Genomic DNA, 16,244 nt, shown 5'->3' on the forward strand with positions numbered 1-16,244 from the left:
CACTACCTTCTGCTGCGCTTTCCAGCCCTGTGCTCAAGGGGTGACGGTATTCAGCGCAGTATCCAGATGGCGGGCGGCTTTGGCGGCCAGCTCAGCACTGGGGTGCTGGGCCAGCAACTGGCGCAGGTAGCTGATGGCCTTGTCGCGGCTGGGGTGCGGGTTGTCGGCTGCCAGGTACATCAACGCCACCTGGTACATGGCTTCGTGCTTGATCGAGGCTTCCACGCCGTCGTCCATCAGGGCGATCCGGTACAGCTCCTCGGCGTCGCTGACCCGGTCCTTGAGCACGGCGCGCCGTGATAGCAGGGTCAGGTCCGGGTCGAGGCTGGGCTTGTTGAGGTCGAGGCTCTGGCTGGGCTTCCAGTTGGCCAGCAGCTGGCGGGCATTTTGTTGCAGGGGTTCGTTGGCGCGCTGGCCGATCAGCGCGATGCGCTGCTCGCTGCGACGCGCGGCGCGGGTCTGGGCGAACTCGTTGCGCACCTTATAGAAGGTGTTGAGGGCCTTGGTGTCGTCGCGCTGGTCGTTGAAGCGGCTCATATAGATAAGGCCGATCTGGTACAGGGAGATGGCCCGTACCTCGTTGCTCAGCTGGTTGTCCTGGTAGCCCTTGAGGTAGGTAGCTTCGGCCTTGGCGCTGCTGCCGTCGCGGATGGCCATGGCGCTGTAGGTGAGCAGATCGCCTTCGTCTTCGATGGCGGCGAGCATGCGCTTGTTTTTCAGCTCTTTCGATTCGGCCGCTTCCTGGGTGCCGACCTGGGCCAGAAACAACGGCGTGGTGGGGGCGCAGGCACTCAGTAGCACGCAGCACAGCAGGGACAGCAATGGGCGAGGGAGCATGCAGGTTCCTTGTTCTTATTGTTGTGTGCCGTTACGCCGCTTCAGTCTAGACAGGCGGTGGCGCTGGACCAAGGGTGCTGGCGCTGTTCCAATCGGAGGATATGCTGAACATTGCATCTGCAGTTTTTTCAGTGACTGTCGATACACTCCTCATTGGAGGATATGCCTATGAGAATTTTGCTTATTTTGGTCATGGCGCTGAGTGCAGTGGGTTGCAACAGCATGTCGCTGGATTACCACATGGACCAGGCCTACAAACAGTACAACGCTGGCGACTGTGACAAGGCCATGCTGGAGCTGTCCCAGGCCGAGCGCAAAAGCCGCTCGCGCAGCTATGTCCAGCCGGAGATCTCGCTGTTGCGTGGCCAGTGCCTGGAACGCGAGAACCTGTTCGTCGACGCCGCCCAGACCTACCAGTTCATCATTGCCCGCTACCCATCCAGCGAATACGCCTACCGCGCCCGCGCCCGCCTGGACACCCTGCAGCAAATTGGCCACAAACCGAACCAGCCGGCCAAGGTGTCGGCGGCACCGCTGTAACCCATCGGTTGCGCCAACATGCTATTGGCAAGTTCTCGGCAGTTCGCCAAGATAGCGTCGCCCGGCAAGGTGCCGGGCGTTGGCGTTTATTCAGGGAGGAAGGCCATGCGCTTTGTATTGCCGGCGGCACTGCTGGTGTTGTCCATGCAGGCCAGTGCGGAAATCTATAAATGGACCGATGCCCAAGGCCAGGTGCATTTCGATCAACGTCCCGTATCCGGCGCGAGCCAGGTGCAGGTCAAGCCGCAAGTAATCGAAAGCGACGATGCCACTCGTCAGCGCCAGGAACGCACGGATAACTTCTACAAAGCGCGCCGCGATGAACAGGCGCAAGTCGAACAGCGTGCCGGTAAGCAGCAGGCCGAAATCAACGAATACTGCGGCAGGCTGCGCTACAAGCTGGCGAAAATTCGCCCCGGTAGCACCTATTACGCGGTGAACGAACAAGGCGAGCGCGAGTACCTGAGCGACCAGCAGATGGACGCCGCTCGTCGCCAACTGGGCCAGCAGATTGCGCAGGATTGCGACTGAGGCTGGCTCAACCCTGACCCAGAGGCCATACTCATGGGCCGCCCGTAGCGATTTGCCATCATGCGAAGTGAACGCCGAATCGATCGACATCAGCTGCCGTACTACCTGAATGTCTTCAACCGCATCACCGACAAGCCCATGGGCCATATTGGCAATGTGTCGCTGGACGGGCTGATGCTGATCAGCGAGCTGCCGATGCTGGTGGGCGCACGCTTCGAGATGTGTCTGAAAATTCCCGGGCCGACTGGCCAACGCATCATCAACTTCTCCGCCACCTGCCAATGGTGCCGCGAAGATGTCACCCCCGGCGGCTGGGACTCCGGCTTCGCCCTGGTCGCCCCGCCTGCCGAATACGTCGAGATGGTCGACGCCCTGCGCCAGTACTTCACCTTCCAGACTGTCGCTGCTCCGGTTTAATCCTGAGCCGACCTGTTGGGCTTCGCCTGCGGCTCAACCCAACCTGCGCGTTACCCCCCCAACACCGTCATCCCCTGCGCGAGGACGACGGGGATGGGCTCATATCGGTGCGTTTGCAGCACATTCCTGGGTTAGAACACGCCCGCTTTTTTCCACGCCAGATACTTTTCTACCAATTCGGGACCGAGTTGGCTCGGCCGCGCATCCAGCACCGGCACGCCATGGGCCGTCAGCCGGTCATGCAGGCTGGTGCGGGCGTTGAGGTAGTCCACCGTGCCGCAGTAAGCCAGGGCTTCTTCGTAGTTCTGCACCGGGCGCTGGCGCAGGCTGTCGAGCACTTCTTCGCGCAGGCTGGTGAGCAATACCCGGTGCTGGCGGCCAAGGCGTTTGACCGCGGCCAGCAGTTGCTCGTCGTCTTCATCGCGCAGGTTGCTGACGATCACCACCAGTGCACGGCGTCGCTGGCGGGCCAGCAGGCCGTCGATGGCGGCGGCGTAGTCGGCGGGGCGCTGGGTGCTTTTCAGGTCGTACACGGCGTTGAGTAGCACATTCAAATGCGCCTGGCCTTTGACCGGAGCGAGAAAGCGCGGCTGGTCGCCGGCAAAGGTCGCCAGGCCCACCGCATCGCCCTGACGCAGGGCCACATAGCTGAGCAGCAGGCAGGCATTGAGGGCATGGTCGAAGTGCGACAGGTCGCCGTCCTGGCTGCGCATGCGGCGGCCACAATCGAGCAGGAAGATGATCTGTTGGTCGCGTTCGTCCTGATACTCGCGCGCAATCGGTGTGCGTTTGCGCGCGGTGGCCTTCCAGTCGATCTGGCGCAGCGTGTCGCCGTCGCGGAACTCGCGCAGTTGCTGGAATTCCTGGCCCAGACCGCGCCGCTGTTGCTGGCGCACGCCGAGTTGGCCGAGCCAGTCATCAACGCCTTTGAGGCTGGCGTCATACAGGCGGGCGAAGTCCGGGTACACCCGGGTGGCACCCGGCAACTGCAGGAAACGGCGGCCCTGCCACAGGCGCAGCGGGCTGGGGATGCCCAGCTCGCAGCGGCTGAAACTGAAATGGCCACGCACCAGCGGCCGTACCCGGTAGCTGAACTGGGTCTGCTCGCCAGGGCGCAGTTCGATGCGCTGCGGCAGAAACTCGACGTCCATGCCGGCCGGCACATGGTCGAATACCTCCAGCTGTTGGCGATGTTTGAAGCTGTGCTGGGCGAGCAACTGCACCTCACCCCAACGGCCTAGCGACAGATTGCCCGGCAGGCTGCGGCTCAGTTGGGGCGAGGGCAATTGCCGCAGCCACAGCACATCCACCGCACTGACCACGGCCAGCGCCACCAGCGCCGCCCACCACAGGCTATGCAGGGTGGCCGGCACGTGCACGTCCAGGGCCTGCAGGATGCCCAGCACGATGGCCAGGCCCAGCAGACTGCCGAGCAGCAGCAGAAGCAGGCGCGAGGGTTTCATTGGGCTGCCTTCATAGACGCGGTGCTGCCACCTGGTCGAGCATCTGTTGCAGTACTTGGTCTACCGACAGGCCTTCGATATCCAGCTCCGGCGACAAGCGCACGCGGTGACGCAGCACGGCCAGGGCGCAGCCCTTGATATCGTCCGGGGTCACAAAGTCGCCGCCGCGCAGCAAGGCCCGCGCACGGCCACCGCGCACCAGGGCAATCGAGGCTCGTGGCCCGGCGCCAATGGCCAGGCCTGGCCAGCTGCGGGTGGTGCGCGCCAGGCGCACGGCGTAGTCGAGCACCTGATCGTCGAGGGCCAGTTCGCTGGCGATTTTCTGCAGGGCCAGAACGTCCTTGGCTTGCAGCAGCGGGCGCAGCGGCACCACATCGAGCATATCGGCGCGGGACGAGCGGCTGACCTGGCGGACCATGCTCAGCTCTTCGTCCAGCTGTGGATAATCCATCCGCAGCTTGAGCATAAAGCGGTCCAGTTCGGCCTCGGGCAAGGGGTAGGTGCCTTCCTGCTCGATGGGGTTCTGCGTCGCCAACACCATAAAGGGTTGCGCCACTGGCAGGGCACGGCCTTCCAGGGTCACCTGACGTTCCTGCATCACTTCCAGCAGGGCCGCCTGGGTTTTCGCCGGGGCGCGGTTGATTTCGTCCGCCAGCAGCAGGTTGGTGAACACCGGGCCCTTGCGCAGTTTGAACTGCTCCGATTGCAGGTCGTACACGGCGTGGCCGGTGACGTCGCTGGGCATCAGGTCGGGGGTGAACTGGATGCGCGCGAAGTCACCGCCAAAGCAGCGGGCCAGGGCGCGTACCAGCAGGGTCTTGCCCAGCCCCGGTACACCTTCGAGCAGCACGTGGCCGCCGGCCAGCAGGGCGGTGAGCACGTCGTCGATCACCGCCGTCTGGCCGATCAGAGCTTTCTGCAGCTCCTGGCGCAGGGCCTGGGCCAACTGGCTGGCGCGCTGCCGCTGGCTATTGGCAGGTGTGGGGGCGGCAGCCGGCGCTGCGCCACTGGCAGCTGGCGCGAGCGCTTGCGGGTCGAGTTTCAGTTCGGGGGTTGGCGCGGCCGGTTGAGTGCCGGGCTGATCGGGCGTCTGTTCGCTCATAGGGCATTCCTGAGGGTTTGCAGGTGGGCGACCTGGCGGGTGAATTCGGTGGCGGAGATCCGTTGCTTGGGCAACGGACGCATGGCTTGGCTAATGGCACTGCTGGGTAAACGGCTGAGACGGCCGAGGATCTGCCATTGGGTGGCGATATCCAGGCGTTCGAAACCGGGGTGACGACGGCGCGCCTGGCGTTGGATATCCCGTTGCAGACCTTGCAGCAGGGTCTGTTCGCCGCTGTGGCGACGGAGGAAATCGGCGCTGCCGCGCAGGTGCTCCTGCAACTGCCGACGGGCCAGGCTGGCCGGTGCCAGCAGCGGCCCCTGACGACGGCCATTGGCCCACAGTACCAGGGCGATCAGCAGCGCCAGGGCGGCGAGGGCTTCGGGGAAGTTGCGCCACAGCAGGGTCAGCAGGTTGTCGCGGTCGGCGCGGTACAGCAGGGTGACCTTGCTGTCCTGAGTCAGGTACCAGAGCAGCCAGGCGTTGTCGTAGGCCTTTATGTACTTGTTCTGCCAGATCCAGCTGTCGGTCACCACCGTCACCAGGCCATCGCCGTAGTTCAGTTGCAGCATATGGGTGGAGTCGGCGCTGTTGGCCCAGGCCTGGGCCTGGTTCTTGGCATCGAACAGGTGGTAGTCGGTATCGAAGTTGACATACGCCGGGGCTTCTTCGTTTTCCAGGTACAGCTTGGTCAGTTCGGGGTAGTGGTCGTCTTCGTCGCTGCTGGCGGCTTCTTCGTCGCTTGTGGACTGTTCGGTGGCTGACTGCTCGGTGGCGGACGGCTGCCCCTCGCTCTTTTCGCCTTCGGCCTGGCTGCCTTCGTCGAGGTCTTCGGTGAGCAACTGATGGATGCCCAGGCGATCCAGCAACAGGTCGTCGCTCTTGCCCAGCTGTTCATCCCATAACGACTCGGCGACCACCAGCAAATGCCCACCCTTGGCGGCCCAGGCCAGTACCCGTTCGGTTTGGCGTGGGGTCATCTGTTCGCGGCTGCCCAGCAGCAACAGGGTGTGGCCCGGGCTCGGCAGGTCGTTCAGCACTTGCAGGCCATCGGCGCGCTGCACGCTGAGGCCGCGAGCCTGGAGGAAGTGCTCGGCGGCCAGGTAAGGAGTGGCGGCCGCTTCCGGTGAGGCACCGAGTTTGATTTCTTTCTGGTACGGGGTGAGCTGGCTGAGCACATAGACAGCGGCCAGCCCCAGCAGCAGAACGATGACCGCGCCGAGAAAAAACGATTGGCGCCGATTCATACCGGCGCTCCTGGCTGGAACAACCGCCGCCAGCCTTCGCAGAGGCCACGTTTCAGATTGTCCGGCGGCAGCTGGTGGCCATAGGCGAGGTTCTGCCAGTGGCGGGTCAGTACCTGGGTGAAGCGGCTCAGGTCGCTGTGCTCAAGGTTGTTGACCAGTTGCTGCACTTCGCCTTCGGTGTGCGAGCCTTTGAGCGGCAACTGGAAGTCGTGCAGCAGGCGGCTGAGCAGGGCGCGATAGAGCAGGCCGAGGGCTTCGCGCGGTTGTTCGCTCCAGAGCCGTTCGACGGCACCGGCGACATCCTCGGGCAGGCTTTGCGGTGCCACGTCGAGGCCGAACAGCATGCTCGGCACTTCGCGGGCCTGGCGCTTGGGCCGCGACAGGCGTGTGGTAAAGGTGCTCAGCCATTCGCGGTAACGCCAGACCAATAGCACCACCAAGGTGATCAGCGTGCCCCAGAGCAAAATTTCCACGCCACTGGCCAGCCACTTCACTGCTTGCCAGGCTTTCAGCAACTGCTCGAAACCGTCCAGCAGGCCGGTGCTGCCGGATTTCTGCGGCTTTTTAGCCGGGTCCTTTTGCTCATCGCCGAAATGCCAGAGGGTGACGGTTTCGCGATTCTCGAATGGCGGTTGGTCGAGGATGCTGCTGATGCTGCTCTGCGCCGCCTTGCTGGTCAGCGGCTGGTTGAACAGGCGGTCTTTGTCCGGGCCGAGGGGATCGTCGTAGGGAATCGGGCAGCTGCTTACCGCCGCTTCTTCGGCCCAGGCACTGCTGGGCGTCTGCAGTAACAGCACAGCGAAACCGAGCATCAGCACATAGGCGATACCGGTGAGGCGCTGGCGCAGACGGCGGAAGGTCAGTTCGATATCCCACCCTTCCAGGGTGGTGCGGCGGTTCAGGTACAGGGTGAAACCACAGGCCACATACACCGGTTCCCAGACCGCCAGAATCAGCAGGTACAGCGAATTGTTCAGGTGCTCCAGCCATAGCCATTCAGCGGCCCCGGGGCGGATCAGGTTCTGCCAGTCCCAGTCGGTTTTCATCTGTTGCGGTAGCAGCAGGTAGAACAGCGTGGTCAGGCCCAGCCACAGCGCGCCTTCCAGATGCGCGCCCAATACCGTCAGCCAGGTGGCCCCGGCGGTGCTGTGCTGGCCGAGCACGCCCAGGCGTTTGCTGCGCGCTGCCCCGGCCAGGCCTTCGAGTTGCAGCACCGGCAGATCGAAGCTGCGGGTCAGGCTCAGGCGACGCCAGGTCAGGCTCTGCAGTAACTGCGGTTTGAGCAGACGCGGCCAGGCTTTCACGGCTTGTTTAAGCGTCGGTGTATTGCCGAACAGCGCCTGGGAGAGGATATGTAGCGGCAAGCGATCAAACGCCGGCTTGAGTAGCCAGAACAGAAAAAATGCGATGCTCGGGTACTGCCAGAGTGCGGCGCTGATCAGCAGAAAAACCGGCACGCTGATCAGCAGCCAGCTGCTGAACAACAGCCCGACGTGCTGGCGCGCCAGCAGTACGCCGAGGTCGATGGCTTCCCAGTTGCTGCGCGGGCGAATCGCCACGCTGGCGTCAGTCAGGCGCATGGGCAGAGCGTCCGGCAAAGGTGAAGTAGCTCAGCACCAGGGTCCACAGGCCCGCACCGACAACGTATTTGACCAGCGGGGTGGTAAAGGTCATCGACGACCAATAGGCCTCGACAAAGGCGGCAATCAGCAGGAACAGGATCACCCCGGCCACTAGTTGTACTGCGCGGCCAGCGGCCAGGCGCAAGGCTTCGGCGCGGGTGAAACGCCCCGGTGCCAGCAAGGCCCAGCCCATTTTCAGACCGGCAGCGCCGGAGAAAACGATGCCGGTCAGTTCGAACGCGCCATGGCCAATCACAAACGACCAGAAGGTTTCGCTGTAGCCCACCTGGGTCAGGTGGCCGGCTACGGCACCAATGGTCAGGCCGTTGAACAGCAGGAAAAACAGACTACCCAGGCCGAATAGCAAACCGCTGGCAAAGGTCTGAAAGGAGATGCCGATGTTGTTCATGATGTAGTAGCCGAACATCATCCAGTCATCGCCGGAATCCCGTTCGTTACGCCCGATGCGGCGCGCGTCGGGGTCGTACATGCGCTCCATCTCGGCCACCTGATCGGGGGCCATGACGCTGTAGATCAGATCGGGGAAGCCATACACCAGCGCGCCCATCAGAAGCAGGCTGCCGAAAAACATCAGGGTGGCGAGCAGCACGCTGCGCCATTCCTCACGCACCAGACGGGCAAAACCGCCGAGCACGAATTGAATGATCTGTGCCCCCAGGTGGCTGCGGTGGCGGTAGAACTGCTGGTGGCCGCGCATGGCCAGCAGCTGCAACTGGTCGATCAGATGACTGCTGTAACCGCGCTCCTGGGCCAGCGCCAGGTGGTGGCAGAGACGCCGGTAGTCGGCGGCGAAGGCCTGGCAGGCACTGCTGCTGGCCTTGCCACGTTCCAGGGCTTCGAGCAGGCCGGTGAAGCGTTGCCACTCGGCCTGGTAGCGAGTTTCGAAGAGGGTCTGTTTCATGTCGGTGCTTTCATGTCGGACCCAGCAAGCCGCTGGCGATGCGGTTGAGCTGCTGTTCGGCTTGCTCGACGGGTACCTGCAACGGCTCGGCAAGAATTGCCGCCAGTTCGGTACGCCGCGCTGCCGACAATTCGCCCTGGCGTTCGCTAAAGCTCAGCACTGCGCGCTGCTCATGGAGGCTCAGGGCAAAGGGCGCGCGCAGTGGTTCGGCACTGACCAGCGGCGGGCGTTGCAGCGGCACGTCGCGGTACACCACCAGACTACCGGCGGTCAGATCACCGAGGCGTTTGAAGGCACTGTTATAGAGGCAGCTGAGAATGCCAAAGGTGTAGGCGAAGGGCAGTACGTCGACAAACCGCAGCAGGTTGCGGGTCAGTGACGAGGCCCAGCCGATTGGCGTGCCGTCGTCATGCACCACGCGCAGCCCCATATATTGCTTGCCGGGCGAGCGTCCCTGGTTGAATACCTCGAACAGCACCATGTACCACCAGTTCACCAGAAACAGCACGATGGCCCCCAGGCCCATGCCGAGTTGGCCGAGCAGGCTGAGGACTAAAAACATCACGCCGAGAATTGCCCCGCGGATTGCCAGGTCGATGGCAAATGCCAGGGCGCGCACCAGCAAACCGGCGGGGCGCATGACCAGGTCAATGCCTTCCGGGGTTTCCACATGGAACCGGGTATCCAGCACAGTGCCGGGGACGGTGGCGAGGGCAGGGGTGTGAGGCATCGGTGTACTGCGTCGAGGAAAGCCCGATGCTAGCGAGCAGCAGGCGGGGAAGCAACCAGACCAGGTAAATGGCGCGGCGCATGCGGCAAACGGGTTCGGGCCTATGGGCGACACCCACTGCGAGGCTTTATATGGGCTGGCAGAGGAGGGGCGAAATCAGTGTTCATGCTGACGTCCTTGTGGGGCATTTCTCCGAATGGCTGCATGCTAGTCGCCAGGCCTGCGGGCGACAAGTCTCGCTGATGCCGGTTGCGCAAGCGCGGCAGCAGATCCTGGTTTTCCCAGTGCTAGACTGCGGCGGCTTTCATTGACCCCGCCAGCCATCAAACCGCCGGCACGCAAAAAAGGAATCGCCGTGAGCGCAAGCATCTTCTGGTACGACTACGAAACCACCGGCATCGACCCGCGCAGCGACCGGCCGCTGCAAGTGGCGGGGATTCGCACCGACGAAGCACTGAACGAAATCGGCGCGCCGGTGAACCTCTATTGCCGTCCCAGCGACGATATCCTGCCGCACCCCATGGCCTGCCTGATCACCGGCATCACCCCTGAGCGGCTGGCGCGCGAGGGGCTGGATGAAGCCGACTTTATGACCCGCGTGCATGCCGAAATGGCCACCCCGGCCACCTGCAGCGCCGGCTACAACAGCCTGCGCTTTGACGATGAGGTCACCCGCTACAGCCTGTATCGCAACTTCTTCGATCCCTATGCCCGCGAGTGGCAGGGCGGCAATAGCCGTTGGGATCTGATCGATGTGGTCCGCACGGCTTACGCCCTGCGCCCCGAAGGGATCAACTGGCCGCAGGAAGACGGCCGGGTCAGCCTCAAGCTGGAACGACTGACGGCCGCCAATGGCATCGACCACGGCCAGGCGCACGACGCCTTGTCCGATGTGCGCGCCACTATCGGCCTGGCCAAGTTGCTGCGTAGCCAACAACCGAAACTCTATGACTACCTCTACCAATTGCGCAGCAAACAGAAGGTGCTCGACCAAGTTCGCTTGCTGCAGCCGCTGGTGCATATATCCGGCCGCTTTTCGGCGGCGCGTAATTATCTGGCGGTGGTATTGCCGTTGGCCTGGCACCCACGCAATCGTAATGCTTTGATTGTCTGTGACTTACAGAATGATCCGGCACCCTTGTTTGACCTTGATGCAGAAAACTTGCGCCGCCTGCTTTACACCCGCCGCGAGCAATTGGCCGAAGGGCAATTGCCAGTGCCCTTGAAACTTTTGCATATCAATCGCTGCCCGGTGATGGCACCGATGGCGGTACTGCGCGAAGAAGATAAACAGCGTTTGCAACTGGATATGACCGCGATTGAAAGCCGGGCGGCGCGACTGCGTGACAGTCAGGCAACTTGGCAGGAAAAACTGCAGGCGTTATATGCCGCTGAAGAATTTACCCCCAGCGAAGATCCCGAACAGCAGTTATATGACGGATTTATTGGTGACCGGGATCGTCGTCTGTGCGAGCAAGTGCGCGTTGCCGAACCCCAGGCGTTAGCCCAGCAACAATGGCCGTTCGATGATGGGCGTTTACCGGAATTGCTGTTTCGCTACCGCGCCCGCAACTTCCCCGCCACCCTCAGTAGCGACGAACAACAACAATGGCGCAGCTTCTGCCAGCAACGTTTGAGCGCGCCGCAATGGGGCGCGCCCAATACCCTGGCCGAGTTCGACAGCGCCCTGCAGCAAGCCTGGAGCACTGCCGATGCCGCGCAGCAGGCGCTGCTGCAGCAGTGGCGTGATTATGCCCTGGGGTTACGTCAGCGCTATGCCCTGGACTAGGCTCAGCCCTGGACTAAGCCCGGAAATAAAATCCAGGCAATAAAAAACGCCGGCATAACCGGCGTTTTTTATTTATCGCGAAAGCAGAGTTGCTCTGCCGGGGCGATAGTTTAGTCGAGCAGAGTAGCCCAGCCTTCAACGGCGGCAGCGCCCCACTTGGCTTTCCACTCTTTCAGGGTTTTGTGGTTGCCACCTTTGGTTTCGATGACTTCACCGGTGTTCGGGTTTTTGTATTGCTTAACTTTACGAGCACGCTTGCTGCCAGTGGCTTTAGCGGCGCGTGGGGCTTTGCTGGATTTGGCATCCGGGTCGAGCATGGCAATGATGTCACGCAGCGACTTCTGGTATTCGCCCATCAGGGTGCGCAGTTTGCCTTCGAATTCCAGTTCTTTTTTCAGCTTGTCATCTTGCGAGAGGTTTTTCAGGCGCTCTTGCAGTTCTTTGATGGCTTCTTCTGTAGCGCGGTATTCATTGATCAGGGACATGGGCGATACCTTGAATCTGTGGTCGGGGGTTAGTGTTGGTAATAATAGTCACGCACTTTATGCAAGTAAACATGTTTGAAAAGTTTTGCCTGAATTAGTTTCAAGTCTATTGCGTGAACCATTGCGGGGCGTGTGAATAATTAAATGTATGCGCAGGCGTCGCTGCTATTAGGCACAACTATAGCCCTCCAATAAGCATGGATTTGCCGACCGCGCAGGGCGAGTGGGACGAGCGTTACAGCTGAACTTTTCCTGCGCTGTGGCTAGAATGGCGGCCTTTGTGAGTTTCTGGAGTTCCCGCATGCGCACTTTTCGCTTGGTAATCGCCTGCCCCGACGGCGTCGGTATCGTTGCCAAGGTCAGTAACTTTCTGGCGACTTATAACGGTTGGATCACCGAAGCGAGCCACCATTCGGATAACCAGAGTGGCTGGTTCTTCATGCGCCATGAAATTCGCGCCGACTCGTTGCCCTTCGATATCGATGGTTTCCGCCAGGCCTTCGCACCCATTGCCAAGCAATTTTCCATGGAATGGCGGATTACTGATTCAGAGCAAAAGAAACGCGTGGTGCTGATGGCCAGCCGCGAGTCCCATTGCCTGGCCGACCTGTTGCACCGCTGGCACAGTGATGAGTTGGATTGCGAGATTCCCTGTGTGATCTCCAACCACAACGATCTGCGCAGCATGGTCGAGTGGCATGGCATTCCGTTCCACCATGTGCCGGTCAACCCGCAGGACAAAGCGCCAGCCTTCGCCGAAGTGACGCGCCTGGTGCGTGAAGCCGGTGCCGACGTGGTGGTGCTGGCGCGCTATATGCAAATTCTGCCGCCGGAGCTGTGTCAGGAATTCGCCCAGCGGGTGATCAACATCCACCACAGCTTCCTGCCCTCCTTTATCGGCGCCAAGCCGTATCACCAAGCCTCCCTGCGTGGGGTGAAACTGATCGGCGCGACCTCCCACTACGTCACCGAAGAACTCGACGCCGGCCCGATCATCGAGCAGGACGTGGTACGCATCAGCCACCGCGACAGCATCGAAGAGCTGGTGCGTCTGGGTAAGGATGTGGAAAAAATGGTCCTGGCGCGCGGCTTGCGCTATCACTTGGAAGACCGCGTGCTGGTGCACAACAACAAAACCGTAGTGTTCGACTGATCACCAGATTGCTCGGGGGTGCCGCTGGCGCGACTGCAACTGTGCACACGGCGCACCCTATGGCTGAGAGGTAAGCGTTATGAGTGATGACCCGCTGGATCGCGCTACATCGACTCCGCCCCCGACCCTGGGTGAAGGCTGCCTAAGCCGCTACGACCCCGAGGCGATGGACGAGCAAACCGGCACCGAGTTCGAAGAGGCCGCCAAGCTCTGGGATGAACTGCATCCTGAAACGGAAAAGCCGGCTCCCTAAACGACCCCGCGACGGGTCCCTGTAGGAGCGGCTTTAGCCGCGATGTATTTCAGGTGCCAAAAGCATCGCGGCTAAAGCCGCTCCTACGAGGCGCGCTTTAGTACGCCATCGCCACCCGATCACTCATGCACGCCTCCAGCCGCGAGCGCAGCCAGCGCTCGGCCGGGTCGGTGTCCATGATGCTCAGCCAGACCATGGCCAGGTCCAGGGTCGGGGTGGGGAAGGGCATCGGTTCGACGAACAGTTGCCCGGCAGCGGCCATGGCGTCGGCCGCGTAGTCCGGCAAGCTGGCCAGTAGATCGGTGCCGGCCAGCAGCGCCGGCAATGCGCTGAACTGCGGTACCGACAACACCACCTGACGCTTGCGGCCGATATCGTTCAGCCACTCATCCACCACGCCACTGACATTGGCGGTGTGCGACACCAGCACATGGGGCCGGGCGCAGTATTCATCCAGGGTCAGCGGCTTGTCGGAGGCATCGGCGCGTAACAGGCGAGGGTGGATATGGCGCAGCAACTTGCGTTTGGCATTGGCGGGCAGACCGCGAGTCTGGCTGATGCCGACGGTGATATCGCCGCTGGCCAGCAAGTCGGGAATCCGCCAGTAGTCCACATGCTGAATCACAAACACCACGTTGGGCGCTTCCTTGCGCAGGGTGTGCAGCATGGGCGGCAGCAGGCCGAACTCAACGTCATCGGATAAGCCGATGCGAAAGGTCATGCTGCTGGTGGCGGGGTCGAAATCGTGGGTCAGGCTCAGCGCCACGGACATGGCGTCGAGGGCCGGCGACAGGTGCTGAATAAGCTCCTCGGCGCGGGCCGTGGGTTCCATACGACGGCCGACGCGAATGAACAGTGGGTCATTGAACATCGCCCGCAAGCGATTGAGCGCTGCGCTGATGGTGGGTTGGCCGAGGAACAGTTTTTCCGCTGCGCGCGTGACGTTGCGCTCTTGCATCAAGGTTTCAAATACCACCATCAGGTTGATATCGGCCTTGCGCAGTTCATTGCGATTCATCGATGTCGGTCCCAACCAGAAAATGTACGGCGTAGTTTGGGTTGAGCCAAAGGCGAAGCCCAACGATACGCAAAGGTCAGCATCAACACCGCGACCAAACAGGGCGTTTGAGGCGTTTCTCGATTGTTCTGTTTGGAAACGGTGGTTGGGCGAGTTGCAGCGTATCGTTGGGCTTCGCTGCGCTCAACCCAACCTACGCCAATCATTTAGATTCGGAAGCTATCCACCAACTGCTTCAGGCGAGTGGCTTGTTGTTCCAGATCGCCGCACGCGCGCAAGGTCGCCTGCAGGTTTTCCACGCCTTCCTGGTTGAGCATGTTGATTTCGGTGATATCCACGTTCAGCGATTCCACCACTGAGGTCTGTTCTTCGGTGGCGGTGGCAACCGACTGGTTCATGCCGTCGATCTCGCCGATCCGTTCGGTCACGCTGCCCAGACGTTCGCCCGCGCGGTTGGCGATCTCCACGCTTTCCTCGCTGTAGCGTTGGCTCTCGGTCATGGTGGTCACCGATTCACGGGAGCCCACTTGCAGCTCTTCGATCATCTTCTGGATTTCCTGCGCCGACTCTTGGGTACGGTGAGCAAGGTTGCGCACCTCGTCCGCGACCACGGCGAAACCACGCCCGGCTTCACCAGCACGCGCGGCCTCGATGGCGGCGTTAAGGGCGAGGAGGTTGGTTTGCTGGGAAATGCTTTTGATCACTTCGAGAATCTGACCGATATCGACGGTCTTGCCATTGAGGGTTTCGATATTGCCGCATGAGGTGCGGATCTTGTCGGAGAGCTCGTTCATTGCGTGGATGGTTTTCTCCACCACCTGACGACCGTCTTCGGCCAGCACCTTGGCGTCCGAAGCCTGGCTTGAGGCATCGGCAGCATTGCGGGCGATTTCCTGAGCGGCAGCACCCAGTTGGTTGATCGCCGCGGCCACACTGTTGGTGCGGGCGGCCTGCTCATCGGAATTGACCATCGACGAGTTGGAGGCATTGACCACCAGCTTGGCGACTTCGTTGACCTGGCTGGTGGCCGAGGACACTTCGCGGATCGAGCTGTGAATCCGTTCGACGAACTGGTTGAAGGAGGAGGCCAGATCACCGAATTCATCCTTCGATTGCACCGCCAGGCGCTTGGTCAGATCCCCTTCACCCTGGGCGATATCGCGCATGGCCTTGGCCATTACATGCAGCGGTTGCATCAGCACACGGATCAGCATGCCGAGCAGGAACAGGATGCCGATCACCGCAATCACCGTGACCACGATGGCCGAGGCGCGGAACTTGGTGAGCATGGCGTAGGCCTTGTCCTTGTCCACCGACAGGCCGACGTACCACTTCACCGACGGCAAGCCGTTGACCGGGGCGAAGGTGAGAATGCGTTCTTCGCCATTGAGCTCGGTTTCGCTGATGGCGCTGCTGATGCTTGGCGTGTTGTTGGGGTACAGGTCCTTGAGATTCTTCATCACCAGATCTTTGTTCGGGTGCACCAGAATCTTGCCGTCGGCGCTGACCAGGAAGGCGTAGCCCATACCGCCGAAGTCCAGGGAATTGATGATCTTCACCAGCGCGTTGAGGCTCAGATCGCCGCCAACCACGCCTGCGGTTTGCGCCGGGGTGGCGATGGTGATGATCAGTGCGCCGGTGGCGGCGTCCACATAGGGTTCGGTGAGGGTGGTGGTACCGGCGGCCATGGCGTCCTTGTACCAGGGGCGGGTGCGTGGGTCGTAGCCGGCTGGCATCTCGCTGGTGGGGCGCATGATAAAGCTGCCATCGGCTCTGCCCAGATAGGTGAAATCGAAGGTCGAGGTTTGTGCTTTCTGTTCCAGAAGCTTGGCCACCACATCAGCATCACTATTGCCGGCAATCGATTGCGCGGTGCTTTCCACCAGCACAATGCGTCCGGACAGCCAGTTCTGAATATTGCTTGCAGTGACCTCACCCATCTCCTGCAAGTAACTGTTCAAATCGTCGCGGATGGCATTGCGTTGCAGATAGTCGTTGTACAGGGTGAATAGGGAAAAGGCGGCGATCACCACCAACGAGGCCGCAAGCAGAATCTTGTGGCTGAACTTCAGATTATTGGTCATGGCTTCTTGCGTCCGGTTGGCACTGCCACCAGTCTTGAGCTGGTTAGCAGG

16 protein-coding genes are annotated in these 16,244 nt (G+C 61.5%); 6 read left to right on the plus strand and 10 right to left on the minus strand.

All coding sequences use genetic code 11. The features are described from left to right. Positions 1-33: 33 nt before the first annotated feature. On the minus strand, positions 34-837 hold the full coding sequence (locus ACVW0Y_RS01405) for an outer membrane assembly lipoprotein YfiO (protein WP_457435561.1): 804 nt from the start codon (positions 835-837) through the stop codon (positions 34-36). A gap of 168 nt (positions 838-1,005) precedes the next feature. Here ACVW0Y_RS01405 and ACVW0Y_RS01410 point away from each other — a divergent pair, with 168 nt between their 5' ends. From ACVW0Y_RS01410 to ACVW0Y_RS01420, 3 genes are all read left to right on the plus strand, one after another. Next, positions 1,006-1,377: a tetratricopeptide repeat protein gene (locus ACVW0Y_RS01410; protein WP_457435562.1), complete on the plus strand. Its 372-nt coding sequence runs from the start codon at positions 1,006-1,008 to the stop codon at positions 1,375-1,377. 105 nt (positions 1,378-1,482) lie between these two features. Further along, positions 1,483-1,908 carry a DUF4124 domain-containing protein gene (locus ACVW0Y_RS01415; RefSeq protein ID WP_457435564.1) on the plus strand — a complete coding sequence of 142 codons (426 nt, stop codon included), beginning with the start codon at positions 1,483-1,485 and terminating at the stop codon, positions 1,906-1,908. A gap of 60 nt (positions 1,909-1,968) precedes the next feature. Further along, complete coding sequence (locus ACVW0Y_RS01420) at positions 1,969-2,325, plus strand: PilZ domain-containing protein (protein WP_457435565.1); 357 nt, start codon at positions 1,969-1,971, stop codon at positions 2,323-2,325. Positions 2,326-2,456: 131 nt separating this feature from the next. Here ACVW0Y_RS01420 and ACVW0Y_RS01425 read toward each other — a convergent pair whose 3' ends face one another. The 6 genes from ACVW0Y_RS01425 to ACVW0Y_RS01450 are packed head-to-tail and all read right to left on the minus strand — an operon-like array spanning position 2,457 to position 9,411. Beyond that, positions 2,457-3,788, minus strand: a complete 1,332-nt coding sequence (locus tag ACVW0Y_RS01425) for a DUF58 domain-containing protein (RefSeq protein ID WP_457435566.1) — start codon at positions 3,786-3,788, stop codon at positions 2,457-2,459. A 10-nt stretch (positions 3,789-3,798) separates the two neighbouring features. Then, positions 3,799-4,890 carry an AAA family ATPase gene (locus ACVW0Y_RS01430; RefSeq protein WP_457435568.1) on the minus strand — a complete coding sequence of 364 codons (1,092 nt, stop codon included), beginning with the start codon at positions 4,888-4,890 and terminating at the stop codon, positions 3,799-3,801. Beyond that, complete coding sequence (locus ACVW0Y_RS01435; RefSeq protein ID WP_457435570.1) at positions 4,887-6,137, minus strand: DUF4350 domain-containing protein; 1,251 nt, start codon at positions 6,135-6,137, stop codon at positions 4,887-4,889. Before ACVW0Y_RS01435 ends, ACVW0Y_RS01430 begins: the two co-directional genes overlap by 4 nt. Next, positions 6,134-7,717 (minus strand): DUF4129 domain-containing protein, encoded by a 1,584-nt coding sequence (locus tag ACVW0Y_RS01440; protein ID WP_457435571.1) that lies wholly within the window; start codon positions 7,715-7,717, stop codon positions 6,134-6,136. The genes ACVW0Y_RS01435 and ACVW0Y_RS01440 overlap by 4 nt, the downstream gene beginning before the upstream one ends. Beyond that, positions 7,704-8,681: a stage II sporulation protein M gene (locus ACVW0Y_RS01445; RefSeq protein WP_457435573.1), complete on the minus strand. Its 978-nt coding sequence runs from the start codon at positions 8,679-8,681 to the stop codon at positions 7,704-7,706. The genes ACVW0Y_RS01440 and ACVW0Y_RS01445 overlap by 14 nt, the downstream gene beginning before the upstream one ends. Before the next feature lie 10 nt (positions 8,682-8,691). Then, positions 8,692-9,411, minus strand: coding sequence for an RDD family protein (locus ACVW0Y_RS01450; RefSeq protein ID WP_457435575.1), 720 nt, complete (start codon positions 9,409-9,411; stop codon positions 8,692-8,694). A 349-nt stretch (positions 9,412-9,760) separates the two neighbouring features. On the opposite strand from ACVW0Y_RS01450, the gene sbcB reads away from it, so the two are divergent. Next, complete coding sequence (sbcB, locus tag ACVW0Y_RS01455) at positions 9,761-11,200, plus strand: exodeoxyribonuclease I (RefSeq protein ID WP_457435825.1); 1,440 nt, start codon at positions 9,761-9,763, stop codon at positions 11,198-11,200. Positions 11,201-11,310: 110 nt separating this feature from the next. Here the strand turns inward: sbcB and mvaT are convergent, their stop codons facing one another. Beyond that, positions 11,311-11,685, minus strand: coding sequence for a histone-like nucleoid-structuring protein MvaT (gene mvaT, locus ACVW0Y_RS01460; protein WP_457435576.1), 375 nt, complete (start codon positions 11,683-11,685; stop codon positions 11,311-11,313). A 301-nt stretch (positions 11,686-11,986) separates the two neighbouring features. Here mvaT and purU point away from each other — a divergent pair, with 301 nt between their 5' ends. After that, complete coding sequence (gene purU, locus ACVW0Y_RS01465; protein ID WP_457435577.1) at positions 11,987-12,838, plus strand: formyltetrahydrofolate deformylase; 852 nt, start codon at positions 11,987-11,989, stop codon at positions 12,836-12,838. A gap of 79 nt (positions 12,839-12,917) precedes the next feature. Continuing rightward, the gene (locus ACVW0Y_RS01470) at positions 12,918-13,091 is read left to right on the plus strand and encodes a hypothetical protein (RefSeq protein ID WP_457435578.1); all 174 of its coding nucleotides are present in this window, start codon (positions 12,918-12,920) and stop codon (positions 13,089-13,091) included. A gap of 97 nt (positions 13,092-13,188) precedes the next feature. Here the strand turns inward: ACVW0Y_RS01470 and ACVW0Y_RS01475 are convergent, their stop codons facing one another. Together ACVW0Y_RS01475 and ACVW0Y_RS01480 are read right to left on the minus strand one after the other, a co-directional pair. Further along, a complete protein-coding gene (locus tag ACVW0Y_RS01475) occupies positions 13,189-14,109 on the minus strand; it encodes a LysR substrate-binding domain-containing protein (RefSeq protein ID WP_457435579.1) in 921 nt (306 codons plus the stop codon). 206 nt (positions 14,110-14,315) lie between these two features. Continuing rightward, positions 14,316-16,193: a methyl-accepting chemotaxis protein gene (locus ACVW0Y_RS01480; protein WP_457435580.1), complete on the minus strand. Its 1,878-nt coding sequence runs from the start codon at positions 16,191-16,193 to the stop codon at positions 14,316-14,318. Between the last annotated feature and the right edge of the window lie 51 nt (positions 16,194-16,244).

Source organism: Pseudomonas sp. TE3786, from assembly GCF_054057335.1.

Excerpts from the sequence above, each read along its gene's own strand:
- ACVW0Y_RS01405 (WP_457435561.1), bottom strand. The coding sequence starts at position 837 with ATGCTCCCTCGCCCATTGCTGTCCCTGCTGTGCTGCGTGCTACTGAGT.
- ACVW0Y_RS01410 (WP_457435562.1), top strand. The coding sequence starts at position 1,006 with ATGAGAATTTTGCTTATTTTGGTCATGGCGCTGAGTGCAGTGGGTTGC.
- ACVW0Y_RS01415 (WP_457435564.1), top strand. The coding sequence starts at position 1,483 with ATGCGCTTTGTATTGCCGGCGGCACTGCTGGTGTTGTCCATGCAGGCC.
- ACVW0Y_RS01420 (WP_457435565.1), top strand. The coding sequence starts at position 1,969 with ATGCGAAGTGAACGCCGAATCGATCGACATCAGCTGCCGTACTACCTG.
- ACVW0Y_RS01425 (WP_457435566.1), bottom strand. The coding sequence starts at position 3,788 with ATGAAACCCTCGCGCCTGCTTCTGCTGCTGCTCGGCAGTCTGCTGGGC.
- ACVW0Y_RS01430 (WP_457435568.1), bottom strand. The coding sequence starts at position 4,890 with ATGAGCGAACAGACGCCCGATCAGCCCGGCACTCAACCGGCCGCGCCA.
- ACVW0Y_RS01435 (WP_457435570.1), bottom strand. The coding sequence starts at position 6,137 with ATGAATCGGCGCCAATCGTTTTTTCTCGGCGCGGTCATCGTTCTGCTG.
- ACVW0Y_RS01440 (WP_457435571.1), bottom strand. The coding sequence starts at position 7,717 with ATGCGCCTGACTGACGCCAGCGTGGCGATTCGCCCGCGCAGCAACTGG.
- ACVW0Y_RS01445 (WP_457435573.1), bottom strand. The coding sequence starts at position 8,681 with ATGAAACAGACCCTCTTCGAAACTCGCTACCAGGCCGAGTGGCAACGC.
- ACVW0Y_RS01450 (WP_457435575.1), bottom strand. The coding sequence starts at position 9,411 with ATGCCTCACACCCCTGCCCTCGCCACCGTCCCCGGCACTGTGCTGGAT.
- mvaT (WP_457435576.1), bottom strand. The coding sequence starts at position 11,685 with ATGTCCCTGATCAATGAATACCGCGCTACAGAAGAAGCCATCAAAGAA.
- purU (WP_457435577.1), top strand. The coding sequence starts at position 11,987 with ATGCGCACTTTTCGCTTGGTAATCGCCTGCCCCGACGGCGTCGGTATC.
- ACVW0Y_RS01470 (WP_457435578.1), top strand. The coding sequence starts at position 12,918 with ATGAGTGATGACCCGCTGGATCGCGCTACATCGACTCCGCCCCCGACC.
- ACVW0Y_RS01475 (WP_457435579.1), bottom strand. The coding sequence starts at position 14,109 with ATGAATCGCAATGAACTGCGCAAGGCCGATATCAACCTGATGGTGGTA.
- ACVW0Y_RS01480 (WP_457435580.1), bottom strand. The coding sequence starts at position 16,193 with ATGACCAATAATCTGAAGTTCAGCCACAAGATTCTGCTTGCGGCCTCG.